This window comes from Geobacillus sp. PK12 (genome assembly GCF_004123125.1).
GTDB classification, from domain to species: Bacteria; Bacillota; Bacilli; order Bacillales; family Anoxybacillaceae; genus Geobacillus; species Geobacillus zalihae.
In genome coordinates, this window is record NZ_SDKL01000040.1 from 76,090 (window position 1) to 101,866 (window position 25,777).

The following is a 25,777-nucleotide window of genomic DNA, read 5'->3' on the forward strand; positions in this document are numbered from 1 at the left end:
GTTTTGTGTCGGACCATTCGAAAACCCGCCTCGTTCTGTCAACCGAACCATATGCCGCTGCCTCGTCCTGCCAACAAGTTGGTTCGACGGGGCGTTTTTCGTTATAATAGGGGCACGGACAAATGAGAAAGGTGAGAACGATGTGGAAACGAACGATCACTGTGCCGGCGCCGTATGATTTCGCCCACGCGCTTGAACGGCTTGCATTGGATCCGCTCCTGGCGGTCGATTTAGAGCGGCGGCGCATCACCGTGCCGCTTCATCTCGATGGTTTAAAGGTGCCGGTCGTGATTGAAAGCATCGGCACAAAAGACGATCCTCGCTTTGTCGTCTCGGCGCCGCATCCCAAGCGGCAGGAAGACATCATCGAGCGCGTCTCTCATTTATTTCAATGGCGGACGCCGCTCGTTCTGGTGTATGATCATTTTCGCGCGACCGAGCTGGCGCCGCTGTTTGCCGAGTATGAGGGGCTGCCGCTTGTGCTCGATTTTGACTTGTATTTTTGCCTAATGAAATGTTTGATCCACCAGCAGCTTCATCTTAAAGTCGGTTACCGGCTCACAGAGCGGTTTGTGAAAGCGTTTGGCGAGGAGCGGGACGGCGTTTGGTTTTACCCGCGCCCGGAAGAAGTGGCCGCCCGTTCGTACGATGACTTGCGCGCCTTGCAGCTGAGCGGGCGGAAAGCCGAATATATCGTCGATGTGTCGCGCCTCATTGCCGAGGGGAAGCTGCGGCTTGATGAACTCGAGCAGATGGAAGACGGCGAGGTGATGGAGAGGTTGACCGCCGTGCGCGGCATCGGTCCGTGGACCGTGCAAAATTTCCTCCTCTTCGGCCTCGGCCGTCCGAACGTCTTTCCGCCGGCGGATATCGGTTTGCAGCGGGCGGTTGAAAAACAATTCGGGCTTCAACAGCGGCCAACTGTCAAAGAGATGGCGGCGCTTAGCGAGCGGTGGAAGCCGTACGCCAGCTATGCGGCGCTTTATTTATGGAGAAGTATCGAATGAGAGGGACCGATATGGCAAAGCAACAAATGAACATCAAAATCAAAAAAGGCGAGCAATTTCCCGTGACGATTCAACGGATCGGCATTAACGGCGAAGGGGTCGGTTATTTCCAAAAACAAGTCGTCTTCGTCCCCGGTGCGTTGCCGGGGGAAGAAGTCATCGTTGAGGCGACGGACATCCACCCAACCTACGCCGAGGCGAAAATCAAGCGCATCCGCAAGCGCTCGCCAAACCGCATCAAGCCGCCATGCCCGCTCTATGACCAGTGCGGCGGCTGCCAGTTGCAGCACTTATCGTACGAGGCGCAGCTCGAGGCGAAGCGCGACATTGTCATCCAGGCGCTCCGCCGCCATGCCCGGCGCCTCGATGTCGACAAGCTTGACATCCGCCCGACGATCGGCATGGACAACCCGTGGCATTACCGAAACAAAAGCCAGTTTCAAGTTGGAATGAAGGAAGGGAAGGTGCTCGCCGGGCTGTACGGCATCAACTCCCACCGGCTCATCGATTTATCGGAATGCCGCGTCCAGCATCCGCAAACGACGCGCGTCACGAACATTGTGAAAACGATTTTGCAAGACTTGCGCATCCCGATTTACAACGAGCGGACAAGAACGGGCGTCGTGCGGACGATCGTCGTCCGCGTTGGCTTCCATACGGGCGACATCCAGCTTGTGCTGGTGACGGCGACAAAAGACATCCCGCGCAAACAGCTGCTCATTGACGAAATTCGCCGCCGCCTCCCAGAAGTGAAATCGATCGTGCAAAACATCAACGGCGAAAAAACGTCGCTTATTTTCGGCGACGAGACAGAAGTGCTCGCCGGCGACGAATATATTCAAGAAACGCTCGGCGATTTGTCGTTTGAACTGTCGTCGCGTGCCTTTTTCCAGCTCAACCCGTTGCAGACGGTGAAATTGTACGACGAAGTGAAAAAAGCGGCCGCCCTCACCGGAACGGAGCGGATCGTTGACGCTTACTGCGGCGTCGGCACGATCGGTTTGTGGCTTGCTCGCGATGCCAAAGAAGTGCGCGGCATGGACACGATTCCGGAAGCGATCGAAGACGCGCAAAACAACGCCAAAAAGCATGGTTTCACCAACACGCACTATGTCGTCGGCAAAGCGGAATATTGGCTGCCGAAATGGGTGAACGAAGGCTGGAAGCCGGACGTCATCATCGTCGACCCGCCCCGCGTCGGCTGCGACCGGGCGCTGCTTGAAACGATTCTGCGCTTCCGCCCGCAGAAGGTCGTTTACGTCTCGTGCAACCCATCCAGCCTCGCCCGCGACCTCGACGCCTTGGCCGTGGCGTATCACGTCGACTACATCCAACCGGTTGACATGTTTCCGCATACGGCGCACGTTGAGGCGGTGGCGAAGCTACTGTTGGGCTAACTAGGCGTCCTGAACTTTCTAGCCGTCTTGACTATGAGTGACAAGATTGGCAGCGAAGCAGTCCGCACCCTTGGAATAGGGGCTAAACCGCTTCGCTGTCGTTTATTTATTTAAGGATGGAATACACCTGACAAGGTGTGGATGGCGCCGATCTAAAATGCCAGGCCAAGTGTTTCCCTGAAAAGCCGCCTGTCAACTTTCTTATACCGAAATTTAGGAAAGATACCATACTTCCGCTGTATATGAAGGTATGTATTTAAGCAACAGGAATTTCTGACATCAGGAATTCCAAACTGTCATGATTAGCGCGCATTCCTAGCCCAATGTGTTCGATAGGTATTTAACGCCCCGGCTGGAATGACTCAGTGAACCATTAGCTTAGACAGGGAACGGCGTTATGAATTGCTGCGGCTAAGCATTTCCTTTTTATGGTTTGAAAATTAAAAAAATTAAATCTATGAACATAAAAGTTCCTTTTTTATAAAAAATGATTTACAAAGTTCCGTCTGTTTAGTAATATATATTCAAAGGCAAATTGTTATGAATTTGCAGAATGTATTGAATTAAAAAATTAAACTAGGGGGGATAAAAATGTATAAACCTTTCGGAATGATCCCGGCTTTACCTACGCCGATGAAAGAGGACAACAGTATAGACTATAATGGGCTGGAGCAACTAATAGAACACCTGATAAGCGGGGGGATGAACTGTCTTTTAGTGGGGGGAAGTACTGGAGAATACTCATTAATGACCATGGAAGAAAGAAAAGAAGTAATTAAATTTGTGTGTGAAAAATCAAATGGTAGATTACCTGTTATGGCAGGGACAGGATGCCATAGAACAGAAGATACGATTGAGCTCACCCAATACGCAGCTGAAGTTGGGGCAGATTGTGCTTTGGTCATCACCCCTTATTATATGAAAACTAGCAAAAAAGGAATTATTGACCACTACAAGGCAGTAGCAGAGAACTCTAGCATTGGAATTGTCATTTACCATTATCCAGATGCCACAGGAGTTGAGCTTGAACCGGAACTAATCTATGAATTAAGTCAAATAGATGGAATTGTCGGTATTAAAAACACTGCTGATGGAATCCATACTTCTAAACTTATTGCATTAGTAAAAGACAATCCAAACTTTAAAGTGCTGACTGGATTTGAACATTTGATCTTACCTACTTTAGCACTAGGGGGACATGGTGCTGTTGGGGTAGTCCACAACTTGGTTCCGAAAAAATTAGCAAAGTTATACGATTTAATTGTAAATAAAAACAACTTGAAAGAAGCGATGAAGTTAAATCAGGAACTATTAGAGTTATACGATGCTATTGAAGAAGAACCTATTCCTGGAACAGTTAAGGCAGGCCTAGAAGTTCTCGGATTATCAGGTGGACCAAGTAGATTACCATTAGTGCCTGCCTCTGAAAAATTCAAATTAAAAATTGGAACGATATTAGATAAGTTAGGGGAACTAAGATTTGAACGAAATTAAATAAAATCAGGTAAATAGGAAGCATTAGGAGGAACTCCAATGAAAGATGTAATTATAGTAGGTGGTGGGCTTGCTGGTTTGTCTGCCGCATGGCGTCTTCGATTTCGCGATATTTTGTTATTGGAATCGGAAAAGCGTGTAGGAGGGAGAATTAAATCAGAACGTCGGGGGAATTACTGGCTAAATTGGGGAGGACACGTATTTGCCGGTCCTAATACCGCCACTGACGCTTTGCTTCGTTCCGTAGGGATAGATGCTTTGCCGGTCCCTGGAGTTGTGACGGCAATGGCGATGAATGGAAAAATCTTAGTCGATGGACGAGTTGAATGGTATCCTTTTAGAATTCCTATGTCATGGTCTTCTCGTTTTGCTTTAATACGGGCGGGAGCAAAGGTTCGTCTTGCAGTTAAGAAGTACGGAAAGATCGCTACGCGACGTCCGGGGGAAGATTATCGAATTCATCAGCAACGGATTTATAATTTCTTGGGCGACCGTACTTTTACTGATTTTGTGGGTGAATTACCAGAAGATGCTGACGCTATTTTTCGTCCAACGGTTAGCCGTTCTACCGGGAATCCGGAACAAATAACTGCAGGGGCTGGAGTAGGATACTTTCATTTAATATGGAACAAGAGCGAAGGGCTTTCTAGAAATATCGTTGGTGGGCCGTCCACTCTTACAGATACTATTGCGGCAGCACTAGGTGACCGGATACAACTTGGTGCTGTTGTTCAGGAAGTAGAACAGAAAAAAAACTCTGTCGTCGTACGGTACACCCAAAATGGAGTTTCTCACGAAGAGGAAGCACGCTATGCGATTCTTGCAACTCCTGCTCCTATTACACGCAAAATCGCTGTCAATATCGACCCTGAAGTTGGAGCAGCTCTTGATCAAATAAAATACGGGCCTCACGTTAGTGCCGCATTTTTGACTAATGAAACGGGCCCGCAAATTTGGGATAACGTATATTCCATCGCCACACCTAAGAGATCATTTGATATTTTAATTCATAGCTCTAATCTTATACGTTCTTTTGAAACCGTTAGACAACCAGGCAGTAGTTTTATGGTCTTCTCACCAGCGGATAGAGGGCGTCAACTTCTAGACAAAACAGATGAAGAAATCATCCAAAGGTATCTAAAAGATCTTGATGATATATTCCCTGGATTCAGCCGTCACGTAGTAGAAGCCAGTGTAAGTCGTTTCCCTCTTGGATCCGCTTACGTTTTTCCTGGTCGCCATAAACTTCAGCCTATTCTGACGCGACCTTCTGGAAGATTGTACCTAGCTGGAGACTACTTAGGTACCTTTTATACGGAAACAGCTATTCAAACTGGTTTTAGTGCAGCACAGGATATTTTGAGTTTTCTAGGAACTGAAGCTGTGAACATCGGTAATGAAGCTTCAAAGGCATTTAGAATGACGGGGATTTGATGTATGATATCTCCATTTTTGTGATTAAAATTCCTATGTAGCTGTTTGGCTTATGAAGATTCATCTATTCCTAGCCAATCTTACAGTTTGGAAAAACGGGTTTTTACTGTTATTCTCAACGTGATGTTAAGAAATCTTATAAAAGAAAGAAATCCTTGTGACTTTTACCTAACTATTTATCTTCTCCCATCGCCCAATAGGCAACAGTTGTTTGCGAAGCAGAAATCAGTGTATCAGTTGAGGCGATGGGAGAGTGAACTAGGCCATGTCATTCCGGCGATCATTCAAAAATGAATAGTGAAAGTGATCCCAGCTATTATAAAGGGGAGAAACATGAAACATAATTTTATTTGAAAACGCTTACCAATAACACGGTTTGATATTTGTAAAGTAACCACAAGTACGCAAGGGGGAGATTTGATGAAAGCAGCAGTACGTACTATGGAGGAAATGCCATTAAGTGGATTTCATTATAAAATGTTTGCCTATTCCGCTGGAAGTGCATTTCTCGATGGGTATATTATTGGAATTATTGGGGTAGCCCTTTCTGTTATGAAGACTCAGTTCGATATGTCTTTAACCATAATGGGCCTGCTTGGAACAGCTACTCTTGCAGGAATGTTTGTCGGTGGAATAATCGGGGGCTATCTTACAGACCTTATTGGCCGGAAGAAAATGTTTCTCATCGATATGTTTGTCATGCTTGTCGTGTCAATACTACAATTTTTTATTAAAGATCCTGTACAGTTGATTATTTTACGATTTATTTTAGGGATTGCGATAGGAGCAGATTACCCGATTGCAGGAGCCTTGATGGCAGAATTTTCACCGAAAAAAAATCGCGGTGCCCTGCTTGGAGGAATTAATTCGCTCTGGTATGTTGGTTACGCTAGTTCCTTTTTGATCGGATACTTTATGCTTTCTATCGGTGATACAAGCTGGAGATGGATGCTTGCAAGTAGTGCAGTCCCAGTACTTTTCTTGCTCCTCGCACGTTTAAATATGCCAGAGTCTCCTCGTTGGTTAGCTAGCAAAGGTAAGGAAAAAGAAGCAAACGCTATTATCCAGAGAATATTCGGAGAGCATGTGGTCATGTCAGTCGAACCAGTGACCAAAGCGAAAACCTCTTTCCTTGATATATTTCGAAATGGGAATGGAAAATGGACATTTTTCGTTTCAGTTTTCTGGTCACTCCAAGTTATCCCGACCTTTGGAATAGGTACTTATATTCCTGAGATCCTCGCAGAATTTGGTTTCGCCGATGGAGCAAAGGAGTATCTGGGATCAGCAATTATTAATATATTCTATCTCGCAGGCTTGGTTCCTTTTCTTTATTTAGTTGAAAAGTGGGGCAGAAGACCGACGCTTATTTGGCCATTTTTTGTATCTTCCATCTCTTTATTCATACTAGGAGCATTCTCGGGATCGGATATGCCATTTGTTTTTGTCCTTGTGCTCTTTATTATTTATGGAATATTCAATAACGCAATGGGCATGCATGAATGGATCTACCCGAATGAGCTTTTCCCAACCCATATTCGAGGTACGGCAGTGGGATTTGCTACAGCCGTAAGCCGTTTCGCTTCTTCTGTAGGTACGTTCCTTTTCCCATCTATTTTGGCGAATTATGGGTTGGCAGTTACATTGTATATTTGTGGTGCATTGTTTTTCATCGGTTTTGTCATCTCGCTTATCATGGCACCGGAAACAAAGAATATGAGTTTAGAAGAGGCAAGTTCCATCAATAAAAAAAGCAGTAATATGGGAGTAGATATTCACCAAGGAATTTAACCGTTTTATTATTGACTGAAAATTATGTGATTATTTGGATTAAGGTAATCTAGTCATCCATGATTTTGATTAAGCCAATGTGTGACGGTATGTATACGGGAACTCTTGATCCGTTATGGAGCAGAGTCCGTTTACATACCGTTTTTTGTCTTTTTGGCGTAGTGATCATGACATGAGAGTCTGCCCACGATGGGGCGAACCATTTTGTCCCTTGTCATTTGCGAAAATGGGTTCAAAACTATCGAAATAGAGTTTTCATTAGGTTTTTTTTGAACATGTTATATAATGGACTCAAGGTAGATCGACAATGTTGACAGATCATTGATAAGGAAACGAGGAGGGATATAAATGGAATTAGATAATTCAAAAACAACAATTGATAAAATAGTTCATATTAAAGAGTCCTTGCCAAAAAAACAAAGACAGTTATGTGATTATATTTTAAAAAATTATCAATCAATAGGCTTGATGACAATTAAAGAACTTGCCAATAATGCCAAAGTTGGGATCTCAACTGTAATGAGAACAATCAATGCCTTAGGTTACGAAAATTTTAATGACTTGCGAAAAGATCTCTACGATGAATCATTCTCTTTCGAATCAAAGTGGACATTAAAAAAATCCATTGAAGATATTAGAAAATGGGGAGGGGAAGCCCCCACCCTAGTACAAGTTTGGAATGAATCGGTAAATTTGTTAAACAAATCTTTGGACTCTAGTTTAATGGAGAACTTTGGGGTTGCGATTGATCTCATGGAAAAATCAAGCCATATCAACGTGTTGGGTACCCGGCCTTACAAAGCAACTGCATTATATTTTGAACAATTGCTTGGAGAATTTTATCCAAAGATAAGGCAACTAAGTCATGATACGGAGGTTATTTATGATAGGATTTTGCAATTTGAAAAAGATGAGATTTTAGTGGCTTTTGCATTTGAACCATATACTAACCGGGTTATCGAAGCGGTAAAACTAGCCCATGAGTTAGGCAATGATATTATATTGATCACTGACTATATTTCATGTCCGGTTATTTCATGCGCGTCTGTGACACTGAGAGTAGAAGTTAGCAAAGAACATTTTTCAATAGTTCCCCTTGTTGCGTTGATAGAGGCATTGGTAATTGAAATTGGTAAACGGTCATCAGAGGAATCAATTAAAAAATTTAAAAGGCTCGAAAAGACACTAATCGAAAAGAATGTGCTGTTTTCTTATTAAGAACGTGTTGCAAAACGCATAATGATGCATAAATGCACATAAAAAGATCCACCACCTTGTAAATCATATACAGTGACCAAAACCAACTACCAAGAGGTGGACACCATCATGATTTCCAATTTTAAACAAAGAACATGCATGGTCTTATGAAATGGATCCACTTTTAACATCCTTATTTCGATATATTGACTTCACCGCGAGATTGAACGGGTATTCAACGAGCTAAACAGGGTAGCGTCAAAAGTTCTATGAAAACTCCACACAGGCCATCTCATTGAGCGTCGCGAGACATCCTTGGAGCCGGATTCGCCCTTGACCAACACCCGCCAAAGGCGAGAAAGAGTCGTCAAGGGCGACGGGGACAAAAAAGAAGGTAATCAAAAAGCTGCCCTTGCCTTTACCGCATTTTACTTTTGGTGGTGTTCGGTTGGTCAAGGGTTCGCTTCGCCGAATCCGGCAGGTTTTCTCTTCAAAGGGCTCCAGCGGACAAAAAAAGTTAGGCCGTCTCTTGTTGGAGAAACGCTTGTGCCATAGCGATCCGTTTCGTCCACCGGGCGAATATTTGCGAGAATACATTCAGATGATTGAAAGCTACATATCGACAACGACGGAAGAAGAAGCGGTGTATTTGTATGTGCAGTTGGAAAGCGTCACGAAAGTAGTGCAGGGACTCAACAAAAAGAGCTATCGGATCGGAAATCGGAAGCTGACGACGGTGGATGTATCCAGCATTATTCGAAGCAAACCGAAAGATAAAATGCATGGAATGGGCAAGTGGATGTTTATGAAGAACAGGAGGTTGGGCAAATTCCGTGGCGTTTGAGATCATGATCGATTATAATTAAAAGTAATCAGGGACATGCTGTTACCGTATATTGTTTTAGGGGTGGTGATAGCATGTACGATTGGAAGAGGGAAGAAGAAATGGACCTGTTGCAGAAAGAATTGAATCAGAAGAAAAAGAACATCGATACACGTAAAATTCAATCCATTTTAAAACAAGGGATTAAGCGCTATGATAAAGCGCTAGAAAAGTTAGCTAAAAACTGAGATGATAGAAAGACTTTATCCTGAAGAGTTGCGCTACATCCATGATGAGATGTTGCGTCGCTATGGAGGGTTACCTGGGGAAAAAGACCCTGGCATGATTGAATATGTATGTCAAAAGCCATTCACAATTTTGTTCGGAGAAGAACAGTATCCTTCCTTAATTTGAAAAGGCTGCTGTTTATATGATAGCTATAGCAACAGGACATTATTTCTCAGATGGTAACAAGCGAACAGTGGTGATGGCTGCATATTCTTTCCTAATGAAGAATGGCTATGAGTTAATTGTTTCGGATGATGAATTATTTGAAATGTGTATCAAAGTTGCCAAAAAGGAAGTATGTCAGAAGAAATTGGCAAGTTGGTTATCAAAGAACTCACGTGTATCGATTGGAGAGGATAATGAAGAGTAGTCGGTTTCCAAGGATGAAATAAGAAACCGGCTGCTCGTTTTTTGATTGAACAAAATCAATAAAGGCGCCATTTCGGCAAAAAGATGGCACAACGTTTTGGTTTAGAGGTGTTATGATGATAACGTGAAAGACTTGGGTTGAAGCGGGACGCTACTTCATTTGACTCACCTTTCGCCCCCCTCCCGAACATACGACAGGTGACACGCAAAAACAAAGATGGAACGACCGTGGCGCATCTCCAGCTTGCTCACGACGAACAGGATCCGAAGGCTAAATATGCGAAAGCGAAGGTGATGGATTCGTTTGGGCGCGAAGACGAGGTGTTCAAAGCCATGGCTGACGGCTCCATTCATGATATTGACCCGGCGCTGTATGATGCCATTCCGGAGGCTGACAATCGCATCAGTGATCCAACAACAAGGGATGATCAACACTTCTAAATGGATGGGAATTGTTTCTGAAACTGGCAGTCATGTCAACATGGCTGTCAGTTTTATTTTTTAAGGCCTCGTGAAATCTCACATTTCGCACCCTAACAAGGTAGAAACAAAGGATTTTTTATTTAGTTTTTCAGAATAACTTTTTGACCAACACAACAAGCGATGGCAATCCTTTTTTTACCATAGCTAGTCGTTCCGTATGACCTTTACACGTAAATGCTCTCATCCATCCCTAATCCTTGCAGAATCCTTCGCTGATCAGGGGTGAGTGGTTTCCCCAGCCTGTGTTGGATTTGCCCATCCGGCCGTTCCAACAGGACGACTCTGACATACCAAAACAATTGAAAAATCGTTTGTCCGGTTGGTCGGGTCCATTTCCGGCCTCCTACGCCCTGTAATGGGCGTTCGGGTGTGATGAACGGACGCACCCGGCGCTGGAAGACGCGGTAAATGGCCAAGACCAGAAAAAACAAATCACCCAACACCGCCACTCGTTCTGGCTTTTTGACATATATAAGTTGCAATAAAGATTTTCCCAGTTGTTCGATTCTGTTTTTCCTGCATACAAAGTCGCTTTGATAGAGTGCGGCGAGCGCTCTACTGGATGTAAAACAAAGTTTCAACTTATATAGATCTCATCCGTGAAAAAAAGGGTCTTTCAAAAAAGCCAAGCTCATTTCCACCGTGATCTGCCCTTTATACAGCTTCAAGATCTCTTGGGCATCCATGGGTTGACTCTTCCATTCCTTTGGAACGGTCGTGACGAGGACAAACCGGGATGTTTTCCGTCTCCGAAAGCACTGTTTTGACGATGTATAGCGACGACGGCTCTCTGGTGATCAAAAAGGCGTTGGCGGCTTTCGTTTGCGCCAGCGTGTCCTTCGTCATCGCAGCGGAATCCGCCACGTACATCCATCGTCTTCGATCTTCGCTTGCCTCAGCTGTTCATAGACTCGCGACAATCAATCGCCATTGACATAACAAATAATACTGTGTATACTCAATATATACAGTATTGCTTGTTTTTATTTAAAAGAAATGAGTGATAGCAATGGATATTATTATATCTAACTCATCAGATGAACCTATTTATCAACAAATTGTCAAACAGATAAAAAACTTGATTATAAAGGGAGAGTTGGCGGAAAATGAAATGCTGCCGTCTATAAGAACTTTGGCAAAAGAACTGCAAATAAGTGTGATTACGACCAAAAGGGCATACCAAGAATTAGAAAATGAAGGTTATATTGTTACGGTGCAAGGAAAGGGAACATATGTAGCAGCGCAAAACAAAGAATTATTAAAAGAAAGCCAGCTAAAGATAATCGAGGAAAAGTTAACAGAAGCAGTCGAAGCGGGGAAATCGATTAACTTGACATTGGAAGAGATGCAGGAAATATTGAAAGTGATTTATGAGGAGGGATAATATGTCACCTGTTTTAGAAGTCAGAAATTTACGGAAAGAGTTCAAGGGTTTTTCATTAAAAAATATTAGTTTTGTTCTCGAAAAAGGATATATTATGGGGTTTATTGGTCCAAATGGCGCGGGAAAAAGCACAACGATTAAGCTTATTATGAACCTTATTCATAAAGATGAGGGAGAAATTAAAGTTTTTGGCTTGGATAATGTGAAATATGAGAAAGAAATAAAAGAACGGATCGGATTTGTCTTTGACGAAAACTATTTTTATGATGAACTAACCATATCCGAAGTGAAAAGAGTGGTCGCGCCTTTCTATAAAAATTGGGATGACAAGTTGTTTTATAAGTATATAAAAGAGTTTTCATTACCTTTAAAAAAGAAAATTAAACATTTATCGAAAGGGATGAAAATGAAACTTTCACTTGCAATCGCATTGTCTCATCATGCTGAATTATTGATAATGGATGAACCAACTTCAGGGCTTGATCCAATTATTCGAAGCGAACTACTTGATATACTATCTTCATTTATACAAGACGAAAACAGGGGCGTGTTTTTTTCTACGCATATTACTTCAGATTTAGATAAGATCGCGGATTACATCACATTTATCAATGATGGGAACATTATATTTTCTTGTACAAAAGACGAAATATTTGAAAACTACGGGCTTGTTAAAGGGCCAAAGGAACTATTACATAGTAGTATACAGCCGCTTTTCATTAGCGTTAAAGAAAATCAATTTGGATTTGAGGCGTTAACGAAAGATAAGCAAAAAATAAAAAGAATATTAGGAGATAAAATTATTGTGGATAAGCCTTCTCTGGAAGATATTATCGTGTATTTTCAAAGGGGGATGTAACAATGTTTCAGCTTATATTGAAAGATATACTGCTTCTTAAGAAAACACTTTTATTTGCCGCAATTTATATTATAGTGATGATGATATTTCTAAAACAAGATAGCGCAGTCGTTTTTCTTATTAGTATTATTGCGGTGAATTATGTCCTAATACTATCAGCATGTGCGCATGACGATAAAAATAAAGCTGATATTTTGTTAAATAGTTTTCCTTTGACACGGCGAACTGTTGTTATGGCAAGATATTGTTCTATATTTGTTTTTACTGTCATCGCTATTGCGTATTACCTAGTGATTGCGTATATACTGCAAATGATAAATCCTTCCGTTCAAGTTCACAATGTTTCACTCGAAAGTATAATAATTGCGTTATGTGCTGTCATTTTTATTAACAGCATTTACTTTCCGGTATTTTTTAAAGTTGGATTTATTCACTCTAGATTGGTGAGTTTTGCTTTATTTTTTGGCACATTTGCGCTTGTTCCAAAATTTTTTGAACAAGTTAATTATCCGTTTATTCAAAATGTAGTTCATTATCTTTATCATCTTTCTAAAGTTGAAGTGATGGTAATCATTATAGCGGTGATGATTTTATTGTTGACGATTTCCTTTTTGCTTTCGTTACAGTTTTATAAAAAACGTGAATTTTAATGTTGGAGTAGAGGCTCTCGTGGAAGTGTTAAGTGCGATGATAGATCGAATGGATGGAAGCCGATAGATGGCATCGATCATCGAAAATGTGCAGTGCATGCGGGTATGTAAAAAATCGTGAAAGCTGTCTGAACGGATAGTTCGATGTGATGCTTGTAGACTTGAAATGGACAGAGACCGAAACGCCAGTATCAATTTTTCGAGATATCCTGCATAGCGATTGATACCGTGAGTGACACGCGACGTGAGGTATTCGGAGCGTCAATCAAACGGGAGGAGCTTCGGTGAAGCTGGGCGCTATGAATAAGGAAGAAAACGTCTGTAAGTCTCTTGTAAAGTTTTGTGAGTTTTACGTAACGATTCGGCCAATTCCGTGGCGTTTGAGATCATGATCGATTATAATTAAAAGCAATCAGGGACATGCTGTTACCGTATATTGTTTTAAGGGGTGGTGATAGCATGTTGGCTGAGGCATGTTCACCTCTTTCCTGCAGGACAAGTTGGCCGAACAGGGGAAGAAACTGATCAAAATCGACAAATGGTTTCCAACATTGAAAACGTGTTCGTGCTATGGCAAAGTGAGGAAGTCTCTATCGCTTTCTGAGCGTATATTCCGCTGTAAATGCGGATTCGAGAGCGACAGGGACGTCAATGCGGCCATCAATATCAAACAGGAGGGCATGAAACGATTAGCGGTAGTCTAACTTGTCCTCGAACCGTGGGGCACACGGGGATTGCTCGGTCAACTTCCCATCATGAGATGGGATTACCCGAGAAGCCCCCACCATTAAGCGAAGCGCAGGTGGTGGGAGTATGTCACTGTGACAAAATCTTATGAAGTTACAGACACTGATCAAATTCAAGTTCCAGCAGGAAAAACCTATACCATCATTGCTAGACCGTATTACAAAGTTTATAACGTTGATGTTTGGTACGACCCGCTTATCGGATGGGATTCTAAAGTAGGATATGGATATGCTGCTAAACCTGTAGGGGTATGTTTTTATTACTATGAGTAATGTTTTGTTATCTGAGTAAGTTTTCCTGTGGAACTTGCTTCTGTTTTTATGCTTCAACTGGCCTAGACGGATAAGGAGGCACTCAAAATGAATATTTTCAAAGACTCAAACAGAATGAAGTTTGTTTCGCTTGTTCTTTCTCTCATTGGATTGTTGCTAATGGTCAACAGTCCTGAATTAGGGAGCCGCCTGGCGTCATCGTGGGTTCGATCAATGGGCGGCTCTGTGGACTCTCAAGAATACTTGCAAATGTTAAAAGAATATATAAGCACGTATAAAACGGCCGGTGGAATTTTTTGTTTGTAGGTTTGTTTTCTTTTCTCAACAGTCGTGATTCGTAACCGTCTTATTTGTTCACAGAACGTCTCAGAACCTGCCTTTGTGTACGTCTCGGCCTTTCAACCATAATTAAGCGACGTCGCATAATGATCCTCACATTTTGCATCCTCTCGAATGGGCTTGCGGTGGACAGGGAAATTGCCGACTAAGAGGAGTTATGCTTGTTTAGCCAATTGGCGAAGCTTCCGGTCGTGGTGGAGCACTTTCGTCGTCAACACTTCAACCGAGGTTTGCGTGTCTGTTAATTCTTCTTCAAGGTGGTCGATTCGTTCGTTCAGTTGTCTGTTCATCTGTTGCATTTCCTCACGAAGGGAGTCGATTTTGGCCTCAAGCCGAGTCTCAACAGCACGGATTTCTGCTCGGAGCTGTTGTCCCATTTCCTGCATCTCACTGCGGAGTCGTTGCTCCATTGTTTGCATTTCATGGTGAAGTCGCTGTTCCATCGTTTGCATTTCATGATGCAGTCGTTGCTCCATTTCCTGCATTTTCGAGCTGATTTTGTCAGAATGCTGTTCGAGCGCTTGAAGCACCGCTTGAATGATTGTTTTCTCTTCCACTTTTTCTCACCTCCTCACAGGTATTATACAAAGAAACGGGGCGAGAAAGAAAGAGAAAATATGGTGGTTTTCGTCGAACGTTGACGGTTCGGTTTTTGGTTTAGGATCGCGCGTTTTCGGTTTATCATGCCGCCCGCTTTGCCGTACAATAAACTCATATAAAAAGGCTGTTTTGGCCGCAAAGGAGATGACGATGTTGGACGCAGGATGGAAGTTCGACAACAGTTATGCAAGGCTGCCGGAGCGCTTTTTCAGCAACGTCCTCCCCACGCCGGTGCGCGCGCCGAAGCTTGCGGTGTTGAATCGTTCGCTGGCCGCAGAGCTTGGGCTGAATGAGGAAGCGTTGCGAAGTGAAGATGGGGTGGTCGTTTTAGCTGGAAACAAAATTCCAGACGGAGCTGAGCCGCTGGCGCAGGCGTATGCGGGGCATCAGTTCGGTTATTTTACGATGCTTGGCGACGGACGGGCGGTGCTGCTTGGCGAGCACGTCACCCCAAGCGGCGAGCGGGTGGACATCCAGCTGAAAGGCTCGGGCCGGACGCCGTATTCGCGCGGCGGTGATGGGCGGGCGGCGCTTGGGCCGATGCTGAGGGAGTACATTGTGAGCGAGGCGATGCACGCGCTTGGCATCCCGACAACGCGAAGTCTTGCGGTCGTCACCACGGGAGAGACGATTATGCGCGAAACGGAATTGCCTGGGGCGGTGTTGACCCGTGTCGCCTCGAGCCATCTGCGCGTCGGGACGTTTCAATACGCGGCGCAATGGGGGACGATAGAGGAGTTGCGCGCTCTGGCCGATTATGCGCTCTGGCGCCATTTTCCTGGCTTTGAGGAAGATGAGAACCGCTATTTGTTTTTGCTTGAACAAGTGATCGAACGCCAAGCGGAACTGATCGCGAAATGGCAGCTTGTCGGCTTTGTCCACGGGGTGATGAACACGGACAATATGACGATCAGCGGGGAAACGATCGACTATGGGCCGTGTGCATTCATGGATACGTATGACCCCGCGACGGTGTTCAGTTCGATTGATACGCAAGGGCGGTATGCGTACGGAAACCAGCCGTACATCGGGGGCTGGAATTTGGCAAGGTTTGCGGAAAGCTTGTTGCCGTTGCTTGATGAGAATGAAGAAAAAGCGATCGCGCTTGCCCAAGGGGCGCTTGACCACTATCCGAAGCAATACCACGACCATTGGCTTAGCGGGATGCGGGCGAAGCTCGGCCTTGCCGAGGAGCAGGAAGGAGATCAGAAGCTGATTGCGGATTTATTGCGGCTGATGGAGGCGCACCGCGCTGATTATACGAACACGTTCCGGGCGTTGACGTTAGGCGAGTACACCGGAATGGCGCTCTTTGATGCTTCCGAGTTTCGCGAGTGGCACGAGCGCTGGCAAACGAGGCTCAGCCAAGAATCGGTGTCAAGAGAGGAAGCGTATGAACGGATGCGCCGCCATAATCCGGCTGTGATTCCACGCAACCACCGGGTTGAAGAGGCGTTGGCCGCCGCGGTCAACTGCGGCGACTACAGCGTGATGGAGCGTTTCTTGGAAGCGCTGGCCGACCCGTACGCCTACTCGCGGGAGCAAGAGAAATACGCGGAACTGCCCCCGCCGTCCGCCCGCCCGTACCGGACGTTTTGCGGGACGTGATGGCGTTTTTGTTTAGCGGCAAAGGAGAAACGAGATCGCCTTTTGCATCGTCTAATTTGGATGGAGGTGGTTAAGTGAAGCGAAATGTTCTTCTGTTGGCCGCGGTGGGAATATTGGTTGTATGTGCTGTCCTCTTTCCCTTGCAATGGGACGGGACGGACAAAACAAAGGAACGATATGCGTCATTTCACCAGCGTATCATCATCCGCGATTCGGTTGGCGAGCCGCTTTCGCCTCATGTGAAACAAGCAGGGGCGATGGAAACAACGAGCGAGCCGCAGCTGTTGCCTAACGTCGATTTGAACCATTCGATTGTGATAACGAAGATGCCGCATATCGAGAAAACGAGGAAAAATTGATGAAAGGCATCGCTTTTAACAAATAAAACAGCGATTGTTCAATGAGGGGCTGGTCGTGAGCCCTTTTTTCTTTTTTCCTCTTTACCTTTACGTTGCGTCAAGGTGTATCGTCATGAATAAGGAGGTGAAGGAAGTGGAGTACACGGTGCATGAGCTGGTGAAACTGGCGGGGGTGACAAGCCGGACGCTTCGGTATTACGACGAGATTGGGTTGCTGAAGCCAGCGCGGTTGAGCGAAGCCGGGTATCGGCTGTACGGGCGGCGCGAAGTCGATCGTTTGCAGCAAATTCTCTTTTACCGTGAGCTTGGCGTCGATTTGGAAACGATCAAACAGATCGTCCATTCTCCGTCATTCGATGAACTGAAGGCGCTCAGACAGCACCGCCAGCAGCTGTTGGAAAAACGGCGTCATCTTGATGCGTTGATTGCGAGTGTTGAAAAAACGATTGCCGCGAAAGAAGGAGGAATGATGATGAGCGACAAGGAGAAATTCGCCGCGTTTAAGGAGCGGCTGATTGAAGAAAATGAACAGAAATATGGGGAGGAAATCCGGCAAAAATATGGGGAGGAACAAGTGAATCGCTCAAACGAAACACTGCGGAACATGACGAAGGAACAGTTTGATGAGGCAGAGAAGCTCAGCAAGGACGTGCTTGAGGCATTGAAAGAAGCGATGTTGTCCGGCGACCCGGCCGGAGAGGAGGCGCAGCGGGCCGTTGCCTTGCATCGGCAGTGGCTTAGCTTTTGGTGGGATCATTATTCTAAAGAAGCGCACGCCGGGTTGGCGCGCCTATATGTTGAGGACGAACGGTTCAAAGCGTACTATGACCGCGTCCACCCGGGGGCGGCGGAATTTCTCAAAGAAGCGATTTTGATTTATACAGGGATGAAAAATCGTTAAGCAGCAGGCGGCTCGTTCTAAAAATAGGCGGGCCGCTGTTTTTGCTGGTGATGGATGAAGGGGATGGGTTTGCGGTACAATCAAAATGGTGCATAGGGGCGCACAATGGTTGAACATGATGATGAACGTGTCACGCAGGACTATGGGGCATTCATGGAGTTGCCTCCAATTTCAAGGTGTCCGTGGAAAGATGAAGGGAAAAGAAAGGGGATGGTTGGATGGAAACGCTGAGACAACGGCTGCGGTCGATCGACCAAAAAGGCTATAAGGCGTATAAAGCGATTGAAGGTACATATCGATTTCCAATGTTTACGCTTGCGATTGACCATGTACAAGGCGATCCGTTCGCTGAGCCGTCCAAGGTGCGGGTGATCGTGCCGCGGGCGAAAACAGCGCTGGCAGCGGAGTGGACGAATACGAAACCGCGGCGCGTCCGCTGCGAAGATGTGCTAGCGCGCCGTATCCATCATGCATTGCGGCAATGGCCGCTGCGGGCGCGCGGGTCGGGAAAAAGTGGACTCGTCTTGATTGATGCGCCGGGGCAAAAAGTGCTCGAGCGGACGGCGGTGCAAGTGGCTGACGAGACGATTACGGTTTGTTTATCGGTCGGTTTGCCGGCGAATGGACGGCGCATTTTGGCGAAAGAAGCCGAGGCCATCTTTTTCGAGCAAATTCCATCCGTCATTGAGCGAGCGGTGTACGGCCTTCGGGAAGAAGACATCCGCCCGGCGGTGGAGCTGGCCGATCAGCAGCACGCCATTCGCCGTTATTTGCGCGAGCATGGTTTGGTGGCGTTTGTCAAAAACGGCGCGATTTTGCCGCGGGAGAGCGGAGTGAGCGACAAGCCGCTGCAACGTGGAGCGGTGCCGTTTCAAAGCCCGCCGGAGCTGGAGATCGCGATCCCCGTTCCGCATCGCGCTGAACCGATCAAAGGCATGGGCATCCGAAAAGGCATTACGCTTATTGTCGGCGGCGGGTATCACGGCAAATCGACGCTGCTTCAGGCGTTAGAGCACGGCGTGTATGACCATATCGCCGGCGACGGGCGGGAGTTTGTCATCACCGACAGCGGGGCGGTGAAAATTCGCGCCGAAGACGGCCGGAGCGTCGCCAGTGTTGACATTTCGCCGCTCATTGGCGCGTTGCCGTACGGCAAAGAGACAACGCAGTTTTCGACGGAAAACGCGAGCGGCAGCACCTCACAGGCCGCGAGCATGATTGAAATGATTGAAGCCGGGGCATCGGCGTTTTTGATTGACGAAGATACGAGCGCGACGAATTTGCTCATCCGCGATGCGCGCATGCAGGCGCTCGTGGCGAAAGAAGCCGAACCTATCACGCCGTATATCGACAAGGCGCGTCAACTATTTCGCGATTACGGCATTTCGACGGTTCTTGTCGTCGGCGGGTTGGGGGATTACTTGGACATCGCGGATTGCGTGATCAAAATGGAGCAGTACGTCCCGTTTGATGTGACCGGGGAGGCGAAGCGGATCGCTGCAGAGATGCCGTCGGGACGGAAAGCGGAAGGCGGAGAGTCGTTCGGCCGCATTCACGAGCGCATTCCGCTGCCCGAAAGTTTGAACAGCCAAAAAGGAAAAAAAGCAAAAGCCGTCGCGCGCGGACGGCACGTTATTCAGTACGGGCAAACCGATCTATTGCTTTATGCGCTTGAGCAGCTGGTCGATGACAGCCAGACTCGGGCGATTGCCGCGGCGCTGCTGTATATGGAACGAAAAGGATGGCTCGACGGGAAGAAAACCATCCGCCAACTACTCGATGCGATCGAAGAACAATGGGACCGTCAAGGGCTAGGCTCCGTTTCGTTCCGAAAAGGGAATCCGGGTGAACTTGCTCGCCCGCGCCGCTTCGAGCTGGCGGCGGCGCTGAACCGGCTGCGGTCGCTCCGGTGTATAAAGCAGTAGCCAGCTTGGAAAGGAGAAAGCCGGTTTGCTTGTTCTTGGCGACGTTTCCGCGCAGGTTGGATGACGGGGTTATTGGGGAGGAGGAATGGCTTGGTTTTTGTTTTTCCCAGTTGCAACAAAAAATAGGGTCACAGGATGTGCGGCAAGGGCGTTTGGTTTCCCTGCTGGCCAACGGAACAACGGATGCTCTTGTTTCAACAGGGGCGGCCGTGTGCCGGTATCGACCCAGGCGCGACCGGTGCGGGGCCGCTGCACTTGTTCCAATAGACGATGCCTCATGCCTCTGGCAAAACGCGAATGAATCCGCTTTCTGTCGGCGCCTTGCCCATTTTGCTCTAGCGCTATCCACCAATTACGGCTATAATAATGTTTATCAGTGCAACGTGGCGGATGGCGGCGAGAAGCCGCGGGTTGGTTAGGGGGATCAGGGCATGAACAAGTCAAAAGGTTGGATGGAATCGGAAATCAGCAAAGCGTTGACGAAATGGGAAAAAGATTTTCTCGGCCGCGGCTCGGTGTCAGTGAAAACCGATATTTTGCGCGATATGATCATTGTTTCTTTGCACGGCATCCTGACGCCTGCTGAGTACGCTCTTTGTGAATCGAAGGAAGGGATGCTGGCGGTGAAACGGTCGCGGACGAGTTTGGTGGAATCGGGCGTCGATGATTTGAAGAAGATGATTTTGGAAATCACGGGTGAAAAAGTAAAAAGCTTTCATACCGATTTAAGCACCCGAACGGGTGAGCGGATTATTGTCTTTAAGCTGTTCAACGATTTGGAGAAACAGTTGACAAAATAAATTTTTCCATGACAAATCAACAAAGTTATTGTATAATTGAAACAACTTTTGTATAGTAAGTATATATAAGTTGAAACTTTGTTTTACATCCAGTAGAGCGCCCGCTGCATTCTATCAAAATGACTTGTTATGAAGGAAAACAGAATCGAACAATCGGAAAATCTTTATTGCAACTTATATAGAATAAAATAGTGGACGATGCTGTCGGGAGCCCTTCAAAAAACCTACGTGGGCTTAGGTTCGTTGAAGGGAAACCGACCGTCGCCTGCCGCGCGACAACGAACGGGAGATCTTCAAACAATCGAGCGATGATTGGTTGAAGGTAAACCGGCTATGGGCAATCGATAGGCAATGGAACGGCCTTTTTCGGCCGTTTTGCCTGATTGACATAGCCGGTTTTTTCTTTTTTCTCTCGAACGATGTGCAAGCAGATGAGGGGAGGAGATGGCAATGGGGAACGAATGGTTCGCATGGGGATGGCTGGCGGCGATTGCGGTCGTTTTCCTAAGCGCGATCGTGTGGCTGTTTCCGCGCGTGTCGGAACGATATGTGCATGTGCACGTTTGGCTGTTGCTGTTGCCGGGGGCGGCGGCGCTATTCGGATGGATCGGCGCCGGCGCGGTCGACATCGGCCCGTGGCGGTTTGATGCGACGAGCTGGCTGTCCGCCGTTTATATTTCGCTTCTCAGCTGGGCGATTCAACGGTTTGCGGTTCGCTATTTGCACGGCCACCGCCGCTATCGGCTGTATTTCTCGCTCTTGACATGGACGTCGTTTGCCGCTTCGCTCACGTGGGCGGCCGGCGACTTGCGGTTGATCGCAGTGTGCTGGGGGCTGCCGCTTGTGGGGCTTGTGGCGTTGACCGCGTTGAAAAAAGAATGGGAGCCGGCTCAGTTCGTTGCCCGGCAGATGGGCATGCTGTTTTTGGCAAGTTGGATTGCTGTGGCCCTCACCGCTGTTTGGCTTGGGGCGAGAGTCGGTGAATGGACGCTCGTCTCGGCGTTGTCGGCGGAACGTTTAGCTCGTCTCGCTCTATGGGAAAGGGCGGTGATGAGCGGATTGCTCATGTTGGCTGCCGTCATTCCAGCTGGGCAATGGCCGTTTCATCGCTGGCTGATGGAATCAGCCGTGACGCCGACGCCGGTGTCAGCGGTGATGCATGCCGGTCTTGTCAACGCTGGGGGGCTCTTGCTTTGGCGCTTTTCTCCGCTTTTTCACGAAACATGGGCGCATGTGGCGCTGTTTCTGATCGCTTTTGCCTCGATTTTGATTGGCACGGGCATCAGCTTAGTTCACGTCGACTATAAGCGCCAGCTTGTCGGTTCGACGATGGCGCAAATGGGTGTCATGCTTGTGCAATGCGCCCTGGGCGCTTACGGGGCCGCAGTAGTGCATTTAGTGCTGCACGGGTTGTTTAAAGCGACGCTCTTTTTGCAGTCCGGGTCCGTCGTGCCGCGAGTCGGTCGGGCAGGATTGCGAAAAACAGGCAGTTCGTGGCCGGGCGGCATCATCCTCGGCGTGCTGCTTGGGTGGGCGTTTTGGCAGGCGGCTCCGCACGAACCGGCCCGGCTGTTGAGCGCGCTTTTGCTTGCGGCCTCGGCAACGGTTGCCTGGGGACGGCTTACGGATTTTCGCGAAGGCCGTTGGCTGGGCTTTGCGGTTGTCGTTGCTTTGGCGTTGGTGTCCGAAACGGTGCGCCATCAATTTATGGCGCTGCTTCATAACGGGATGTCGTCCGCTTTTTTGCCGCCCGCTTCGTTCGAATGGCTGGTCTGCGCTCTGTTTGTTGCCGCGGCGCTGGTTGCTGTATGGATCGCGAACCGGCGCAGTTCCATGCTTGCCATTCGCCTGTACATGTGGTTTGTTCATCTTGGTGAACCGCGTCCGGCGGCGACCGAAGCACACCCGCGTTATTTGGCGTCCTATCTAAAGGAGGGGATGGCTCATGAGTAGAAGCGTCATATCACTTGAACGGTCAACGGAGGCAAAAAAAGCAGCCGCTTGTCCGCTCGAGGCGATCGTCAGCGAAGCGGCGAAGGTGATCGCTCCGCTTTGGCCGATTTCTGCGTTTATCGCCCGCCATCCGTGGATGGGGATGGAAGACAAGTCGTTTGTCGACGCGGCTGACCGGCTGCAAGAAGCTTACGGCATCGACTTGTATCCGCCAATGGCCGTTTTTCATGCGGCGCTATCCAAAGGGGAGATTGACGTTTCCTTCATCGAGCGGCGTCTGCAACGATGGTTGGATGACGAGCCGCTTCCTGCGCCGCGCCATGAAGCGGAACGGCTATGCCGCGCCCTCCTTTGGAACGATGCGGTGCCCGAAGAAGCGCTTCAGATGCCGAAACTGATCGAGTTGGCCGCCGCTATGCCGCTGCGCTCTGTTTCCATCCGCACGCGGTCTGTGCGCCTTGGTTTGGAAAAGCGGTTGAATCAACAAATGATCAAATGGTGCAAGCTGTTTTACGATCGGGGAGAGGCGGTGTGGGCGCTGCCGCACCGTGAACACGGCTTTTACGGGTCTTGGCGTCGTTTGGCGCCTCTTGATCCGTCCTTGTCCAAGGAGGAGCGGAAACGGCTTTTCGATTGGCCTCACCATCCAGAGGAGGCGCTGCAACGGGCGCTTGAGCAGCTCGGGGTGCAGGATGAGGAAGCCGTGGCCTATTTAGAAGCGCATTTATTAGCTCTGCCCGGCTGGGCGGGGATGATGGTCTGGCAATCGCGCCGTGCAGGTGACGAAATCGGCGGGCTGATCAACTACTTGGCCGTTCGTTTGTCGCTGGAGTGGGTGTTCACAGCGCCCCATCTGCCGCTGAAGGAGGAAGAAAACGAAGACGATCGTGCGGTTGGGCCGCTGTTGGCCGCCTGGATCCACTGGGGCGGCATGACGCTGGACGACTGGCGGCGCCTGTCGCTCGAAGACCGCCAAGCTCGTCTGGTGTTCGCCGATCGGTTCTGGCGGATTGGCCGCCGCCATCTTTGGCTTGAGGCGTGGGAAGATACGTATGAAGCGAAGTTGAAAGAAGCGGTTCTCACCCGTCAACCTGAGGAGCCAAAAGAGCAGGCGGCAGCGCAGCTATTGTTTTGCATTGATGTGCGCTCCGAGCCGTTCCGCCGTCATGTAGAGGCGGTCGGCCCGTTTGAAACGTACGGCTGCGCTGGCTTTTTCGGCTTGCCGATCCAAACGCGCGTGCTTGACGGAGATGACGCCCATCCATCTTGCCCGGCGATTGTGGCGCCGCGGCATGAAATCAACGAAACCGCTTCTCCCGAAACGGCGGCGCCGTACCGCCGGCGGCGCGATCTGTTCCGCTTTGTCGGCCGGACGTTTAAAAAAATCAAGCAGCATCTGCTGGCTGGTTTGCTGCTTCCGGAAATGAGCGGCCCGTGGCTCGGTTTGCATACGATCGCCCGCAGCGCGGCGCCGGCTTGGGCCGGGCAAGCCATTCATCAGGCGGAAATGTCGGCGCAACAAAAACCGAAGACGACGCTGTCGCTTGATTGCCAAGGGCATGACGAAACGACTGGGCTGCCGATCGGGTTGACAAAAGAAGAGCAAGTGCAATACGTAAAACAGCTTCTCGTGAACATCGGCCTGACGTCTTCATTTGCCCCGCTTGTCGTCGTCTGCGGCCATGAGAGCGAGACGACAAATAACCCGTATGCGTCCGCGCTCGATTGCGGGGCGTGCGGCGGCGCGGCTGGGGCGTTCAACGCCCGCGTATTCGCCGCGTTGGCCAACTTACCGCACGTGCGGGATGGATTGGCGAAAGAGGGAATCATCATCCCGGATGAGACCGTGTTCGTCGCCGCTGAACATATCACGACCGTTGACGAGTTGCGTTGGGTGGAAGTGCCGCCGTTATCCGAAGCGGCTGAGGCGGCGTTTCGACAGCTGAAACAAGCGCTTGCCGACGTCAGCCGCCAAGCCAATGCTGAGCGGATGGCGAAGCTGCCGCATGTCGGCGCCATGCCGCGCGATCCGGTGGCGGAGGCGCAACGGCGCGCCGTCGACTGGAGTGAAATTCGTCCGGAGTGGGGATTGGCGGGGAACGCCGCTTTCCTGATTGGGCGGCGGGCGTTGACAAAGGGCGTTCATTTAGACGGCCGGGTGTTTTTGCATAGCTACGATTGGCGCGAAGATCCGACCGGTGAGGCGCTGGCCGGCATCATCGCTGGGCCGGCTACGGTTGGGCAGTGGATCAACTTGCAATATTATGCTTCGACAGTGGCACCGCATCATTACGGAAGCGGCGACAAAACGACCCAGACGGTGACCGGCGGCATCGGCGTCATGCAAGGGAACGGAAGCGACTTGCTAGCCGGCTTGCCGTGGCAGTCCGTCGCCGCATCTGACCGTGAGTGGTTCCACTCTCCGCTTCGGTTGCTCGTCATCATTGAAGCGCCGTTTTCCTATATCGAGCGGTTGCTCGATGAAAACAGCGAATTTCGGCGCAAAGTCCAAAACGGCTGGCTCCGTCTCGCCTCGATTGACCCAGACAGCGGGGCGTGGGTGAACTGGGAGGCAGGCCGTCTTGCGTCGGTGCAGCAGCGCTAAAAAGCAACGATATGCCGCTTGCTGGGTTTGTCTGGCCGGCGGCTTTTTTTCGTTGACCGCCAAACGAGGCAGGGAAAATGGATGCACGCCGCGAAATAAGATAGCAGCTGGTATAACAGCAACAGGAAAGACGAGGAAAGAGGGAAAGCGGATGAAAACGCAGTTTATCGCCGGTCATGCGCGGCTGCCGGCCGGAATGGCGGCGAAAAGCCTTTACGATACGCTGACGATCACAGCGGAAATTGATAAAAAATACGGGGTGATCGTGGAGGCATCGTGCACACTGGCTACTGAACATGGGCGCGATTACGTGGCCCGCCTGCTTCGCGGCCATTCGCTGCGCGATGGCATCGACGGTCTGCTCGCCGAGCTTGACGAAGGGTATTTAGGGAAAGCCCATTCTGCTCTGTGCGCGGCGCTAAAAGATTTGTACAAACAATATTGCAAAATGGAGGAGAAAGAGCCATAAGCCGCTGCCCCTCATCGGTTGAT

24 protein-coding genes and 3 pseudogenes are annotated in these 25,777 nt (G+C 48.5%); 24 read left to right on the forward strand and 3 right to left on the reverse strand.

All coding sequences use genetic code 11. The features are described from left to right. Positions 1 to 140: 140 nt before the first annotated feature. The 10 genes and pseudogenes from ETR37_RS13465 (at position 141) to ETR37_RS13510 (ending at position 10,241) form a co-directional block, all read left to right on the forward strand. Positions 141 to 1,007, forward strand: coding sequence for a DNA-3-methyladenine glycosylase family protein (locus tag ETR37_RS13465; RefSeq protein WP_060788719.1), 867 nt, complete (start codon positions 141 to 143; stop codon positions 1,005 to 1,007). Continuing rightward, positions 1,004 to 2,404 carry a 23S rRNA (uracil(1939)-C(5))-methyltransferase RlmD gene (gene rlmD / locus ETR37_RS13470; protein WP_129447382.1) on the forward strand — a complete coding sequence of 467 codons (1,401 nt, stop codon included), beginning with the start codon at positions 1,004 to 1,006 and terminating at the stop codon, positions 2,402 to 2,404. The genes ETR37_RS13465 and rlmD overlap by 4 nt, the downstream gene beginning before the upstream one ends. A gap of 591 nt (positions 2,405 to 2,995) precedes the next feature. Then, positions 2,996 to 3,898, forward strand: a complete 903-nt coding sequence (dapA, locus tag ETR37_RS13475; protein ID WP_020754323.1) for a 4-hydroxy-tetrahydrodipicolinate synthase — start codon at positions 2,996 to 2,998, stop codon at positions 3,896 to 3,898. A 39-nt stretch (positions 3,899 to 3,937) separates the two neighbouring features. Continuing rightward, positions 3,938 to 5,332, forward strand: coding sequence for a flavin monoamine oxidase family protein (locus ETR37_RS13480; protein ID WP_081212629.1), 1,395 nt, complete (start codon positions 3,938 to 3,940; stop codon positions 5,330 to 5,332). A 420-nt stretch (positions 5,333 to 5,752) separates the two neighbouring features. Continuing rightward, complete coding sequence (locus ETR37_RS13485; RefSeq protein WP_240673899.1) at positions 5,753 to 7,123, forward strand: MFS transporter; 1,371 nt, start codon at positions 5,753 to 5,755, stop codon at positions 7,121 to 7,123. A 348-nt stretch (positions 7,124 to 7,471) separates the two neighbouring features. After that, the gene (locus tag ETR37_RS13490) at positions 7,472 to 8,341 is read left to right on the forward strand and encodes a MurR/RpiR family transcriptional regulator (RefSeq protein ID WP_020754320.1); all 870 of its coding nucleotides are present in this window, start codon (positions 7,472 to 7,474) and stop codon (positions 8,339 to 8,341) included. 511 nt (positions 8,342 to 8,852) lie between these two features. Beyond that, positions 8,853 to 9,164 (forward strand): hypothetical protein, encoded by a 312-nt coding sequence (locus tag ETR37_RS13500; protein WP_223810868.1) that lies wholly within the window; start codon positions 8,853 to 8,855, stop codon positions 9,162 to 9,164. 74 nt (positions 9,165 to 9,238) lie between these two features. Next, entirely contained in the window at positions 9,239 to 9,391 is a 153-nt protein-coding gene (locus tag ETR37_RS19180) for a hypothetical protein (protein WP_020754317.1), read from the forward strand. A gap of 173 nt (positions 9,392 to 9,564) precedes the next feature. Then, positions 9,565 to 9,801, forward strand: a pseudogene (locus ETR37_RS13505) (type II toxin-antitoxin system death-on-curing family toxin); the annotation flags it as partial. A gap of 227 nt (positions 9,802 to 10,028) precedes the next feature. Next, entirely contained in the window at positions 10,029 to 10,241 is a 213-nt protein-coding gene (locus tag ETR37_RS13510) for a hypothetical protein (RefSeq protein ID WP_033008313.1), read from the forward strand. Positions 10,242 to 10,447: 206 nt separating this feature from the next. Here the strand turns inward: ETR37_RS13510 and ETR37_RS13515 are convergent. Together ETR37_RS13515 and ETR37_RS20810 are read right to left on the reverse strand one after the other, a co-directional pair. Next, a pseudogene (locus ETR37_RS13515) lies at positions 10,448 to 10,756 on the reverse strand (IS1634 family transposase); the annotation flags it as partial. A gap of 181 nt (positions 10,757 to 10,937) precedes the next feature. Then, complete coding sequence (locus ETR37_RS20810) at positions 10,938 to 11,129, reverse strand: hypothetical protein (protein ID WP_423219838.1); 192 nt, start codon at positions 11,127 to 11,129, stop codon at positions 10,938 to 10,940. Positions 11,130 to 11,292: 163 nt separating this feature from the next. On the opposite strand from ETR37_RS20810, the gene ETR37_RS13525 reads away from it, so the two are divergent. The 6 genes and pseudogenes from ETR37_RS13525 (at position 11,293) to ETR37_RS13550 (ending at position 14,195) form a co-directional block, all read left to right on the forward strand. Beyond that, positions 11,293 to 11,667 (forward strand): GntR family transcriptional regulator, encoded by a 375-nt coding sequence (locus ETR37_RS13525; protein WP_033005463.1) that lies wholly within the window; start codon positions 11,293 to 11,295, stop codon positions 11,665 to 11,667. Between the two features lies 1 nt (position 11,668). Beyond that, positions 11,669 to 12,526: an ABC transporter ATP-binding protein gene (locus ETR37_RS13530; protein ID WP_033005464.1), complete on the forward strand. Its 858-nt coding sequence runs from the start codon at positions 11,669 to 11,671 to the stop codon at positions 12,524 to 12,526. 2 nt (positions 12,527 to 12,528) lie between these two features. Continuing rightward, complete coding sequence (locus tag ETR37_RS13535; protein ID WP_020754885.1) at positions 12,529 to 13,176, forward strand: ABC-2 transporter permease; 648 nt, start codon at positions 12,529 to 12,531, stop codon at positions 13,174 to 13,176. 136 nt (positions 13,177 to 13,312) lie between these two features. Further along, complete coding sequence (locus ETR37_RS13540; RefSeq protein WP_223810961.1) at positions 13,313 to 13,393, forward strand: transposase; 81 nt, start codon at positions 13,313 to 13,315, stop codon at positions 13,391 to 13,393. A 253-nt stretch (positions 13,394 to 13,646) separates the two neighbouring features. After that, positions 13,647 to 13,880, forward strand: a pseudogene (locus tag ETR37_RS13545) (zinc ribbon domain-containing protein); the annotation flags it as partial. 117 nt (positions 13,881 to 13,997) lie between these two features. Beyond that, positions 13,998 to 14,195, forward strand: coding sequence for a hypothetical protein (locus tag ETR37_RS13550; RefSeq protein WP_223810869.1), 198 nt, complete (start codon positions 13,998 to 14,000; stop codon positions 14,193 to 14,195). A 494-nt stretch (positions 14,196 to 14,689) separates the two neighbouring features. Here ETR37_RS13550 and ETR37_RS13560 read toward each other — a convergent pair whose 3' ends face one another. Next, positions 14,690 to 15,091, reverse strand: a complete 402-nt coding sequence (locus ETR37_RS13560) for a hypothetical protein (protein WP_020754888.1) — start codon at positions 15,089 to 15,091, stop codon at positions 14,690 to 14,692. 193 nt (positions 15,092 to 15,284) lie between these two features. On the opposite strand from ETR37_RS13560, the gene ETR37_RS13565 reads away from it, so the two are divergent. The 8 genes from ETR37_RS13565 (at position 15,285) to ETR37_RS13605 (ending at position 25,754) form a co-directional block, all read left to right on the forward strand. Then, the gene (locus ETR37_RS13565) at positions 15,285 to 16,742 is read left to right on the forward strand and encodes a protein adenylyltransferase SelO (protein ID WP_129447384.1); all 1,458 of its coding nucleotides are present in this window, start codon (positions 15,285 to 15,287) and stop codon (positions 16,740 to 16,742) included. A gap of 74 nt (positions 16,743 to 16,816) precedes the next feature. Then, on the forward strand, positions 16,817 to 17,101 hold the full coding sequence (locus ETR37_RS13570; RefSeq protein WP_015373954.1) for a hypothetical protein: 285 nt from the start codon (positions 16,817 to 16,819) through the stop codon (positions 17,099 to 17,101). 112 nt (positions 17,102 to 17,213) lie between these two features. Further along, on the forward strand, positions 17,214 to 18,002 hold the full coding sequence (locus ETR37_RS13575) for a MerR family transcriptional regulator (protein WP_129447385.1): 789 nt from the start codon (positions 17,214 to 17,216) through the stop codon (positions 18,000 to 18,002). A gap of 218 nt (positions 18,003 to 18,220) precedes the next feature. Next, entirely contained in the window at positions 18,221 to 19,927 is a 1,707-nt protein-coding gene (locus ETR37_RS13580; protein ID WP_129447386.1) for an ABC-ATPase domain-containing protein, read from the forward strand. A gap of 431 nt (positions 19,928 to 20,358) precedes the next feature. Continuing rightward, entirely contained in the window at positions 20,359 to 20,727 is a 369-nt protein-coding gene (locus ETR37_RS13590) for a Na-translocating system protein MpsC family protein (protein ID WP_011229945.1), read from the forward strand. A 450-nt stretch (positions 20,728 to 21,177) separates the two neighbouring features. After that, on the forward strand, positions 21,178 to 22,680 hold the full coding sequence (locus tag ETR37_RS13595) for an NADH dehydrogenase subunit 5 (RefSeq protein WP_129447388.1): 1,503 nt from the start codon (positions 21,178 to 21,180) through the stop codon (positions 22,678 to 22,680). Next, the gene (locus tag ETR37_RS13600; RefSeq protein ID WP_129447389.1) at positions 22,673 to 25,285 is read left to right on the forward strand and encodes a DUF2309 domain-containing protein; all 2,613 of its coding nucleotides are present in this window, start codon (positions 22,673 to 22,675) and stop codon (positions 25,283 to 25,285) included. Before ETR37_RS13595 ends, ETR37_RS13600 begins: the two co-directional genes overlap by 8 nt. Positions 25,286 to 25,436: 151 nt before the next feature. Further along, the gene (locus tag ETR37_RS13605; protein ID WP_011229948.1) at positions 25,437 to 25,754 is read left to right on the forward strand and encodes a DUF3870 domain-containing protein; all 318 of its coding nucleotides are present in this window, start codon (positions 25,437 to 25,439) and stop codon (positions 25,752 to 25,754) included. Positions 25,755 to 25,777 lie beyond the last annotated feature (23 nt).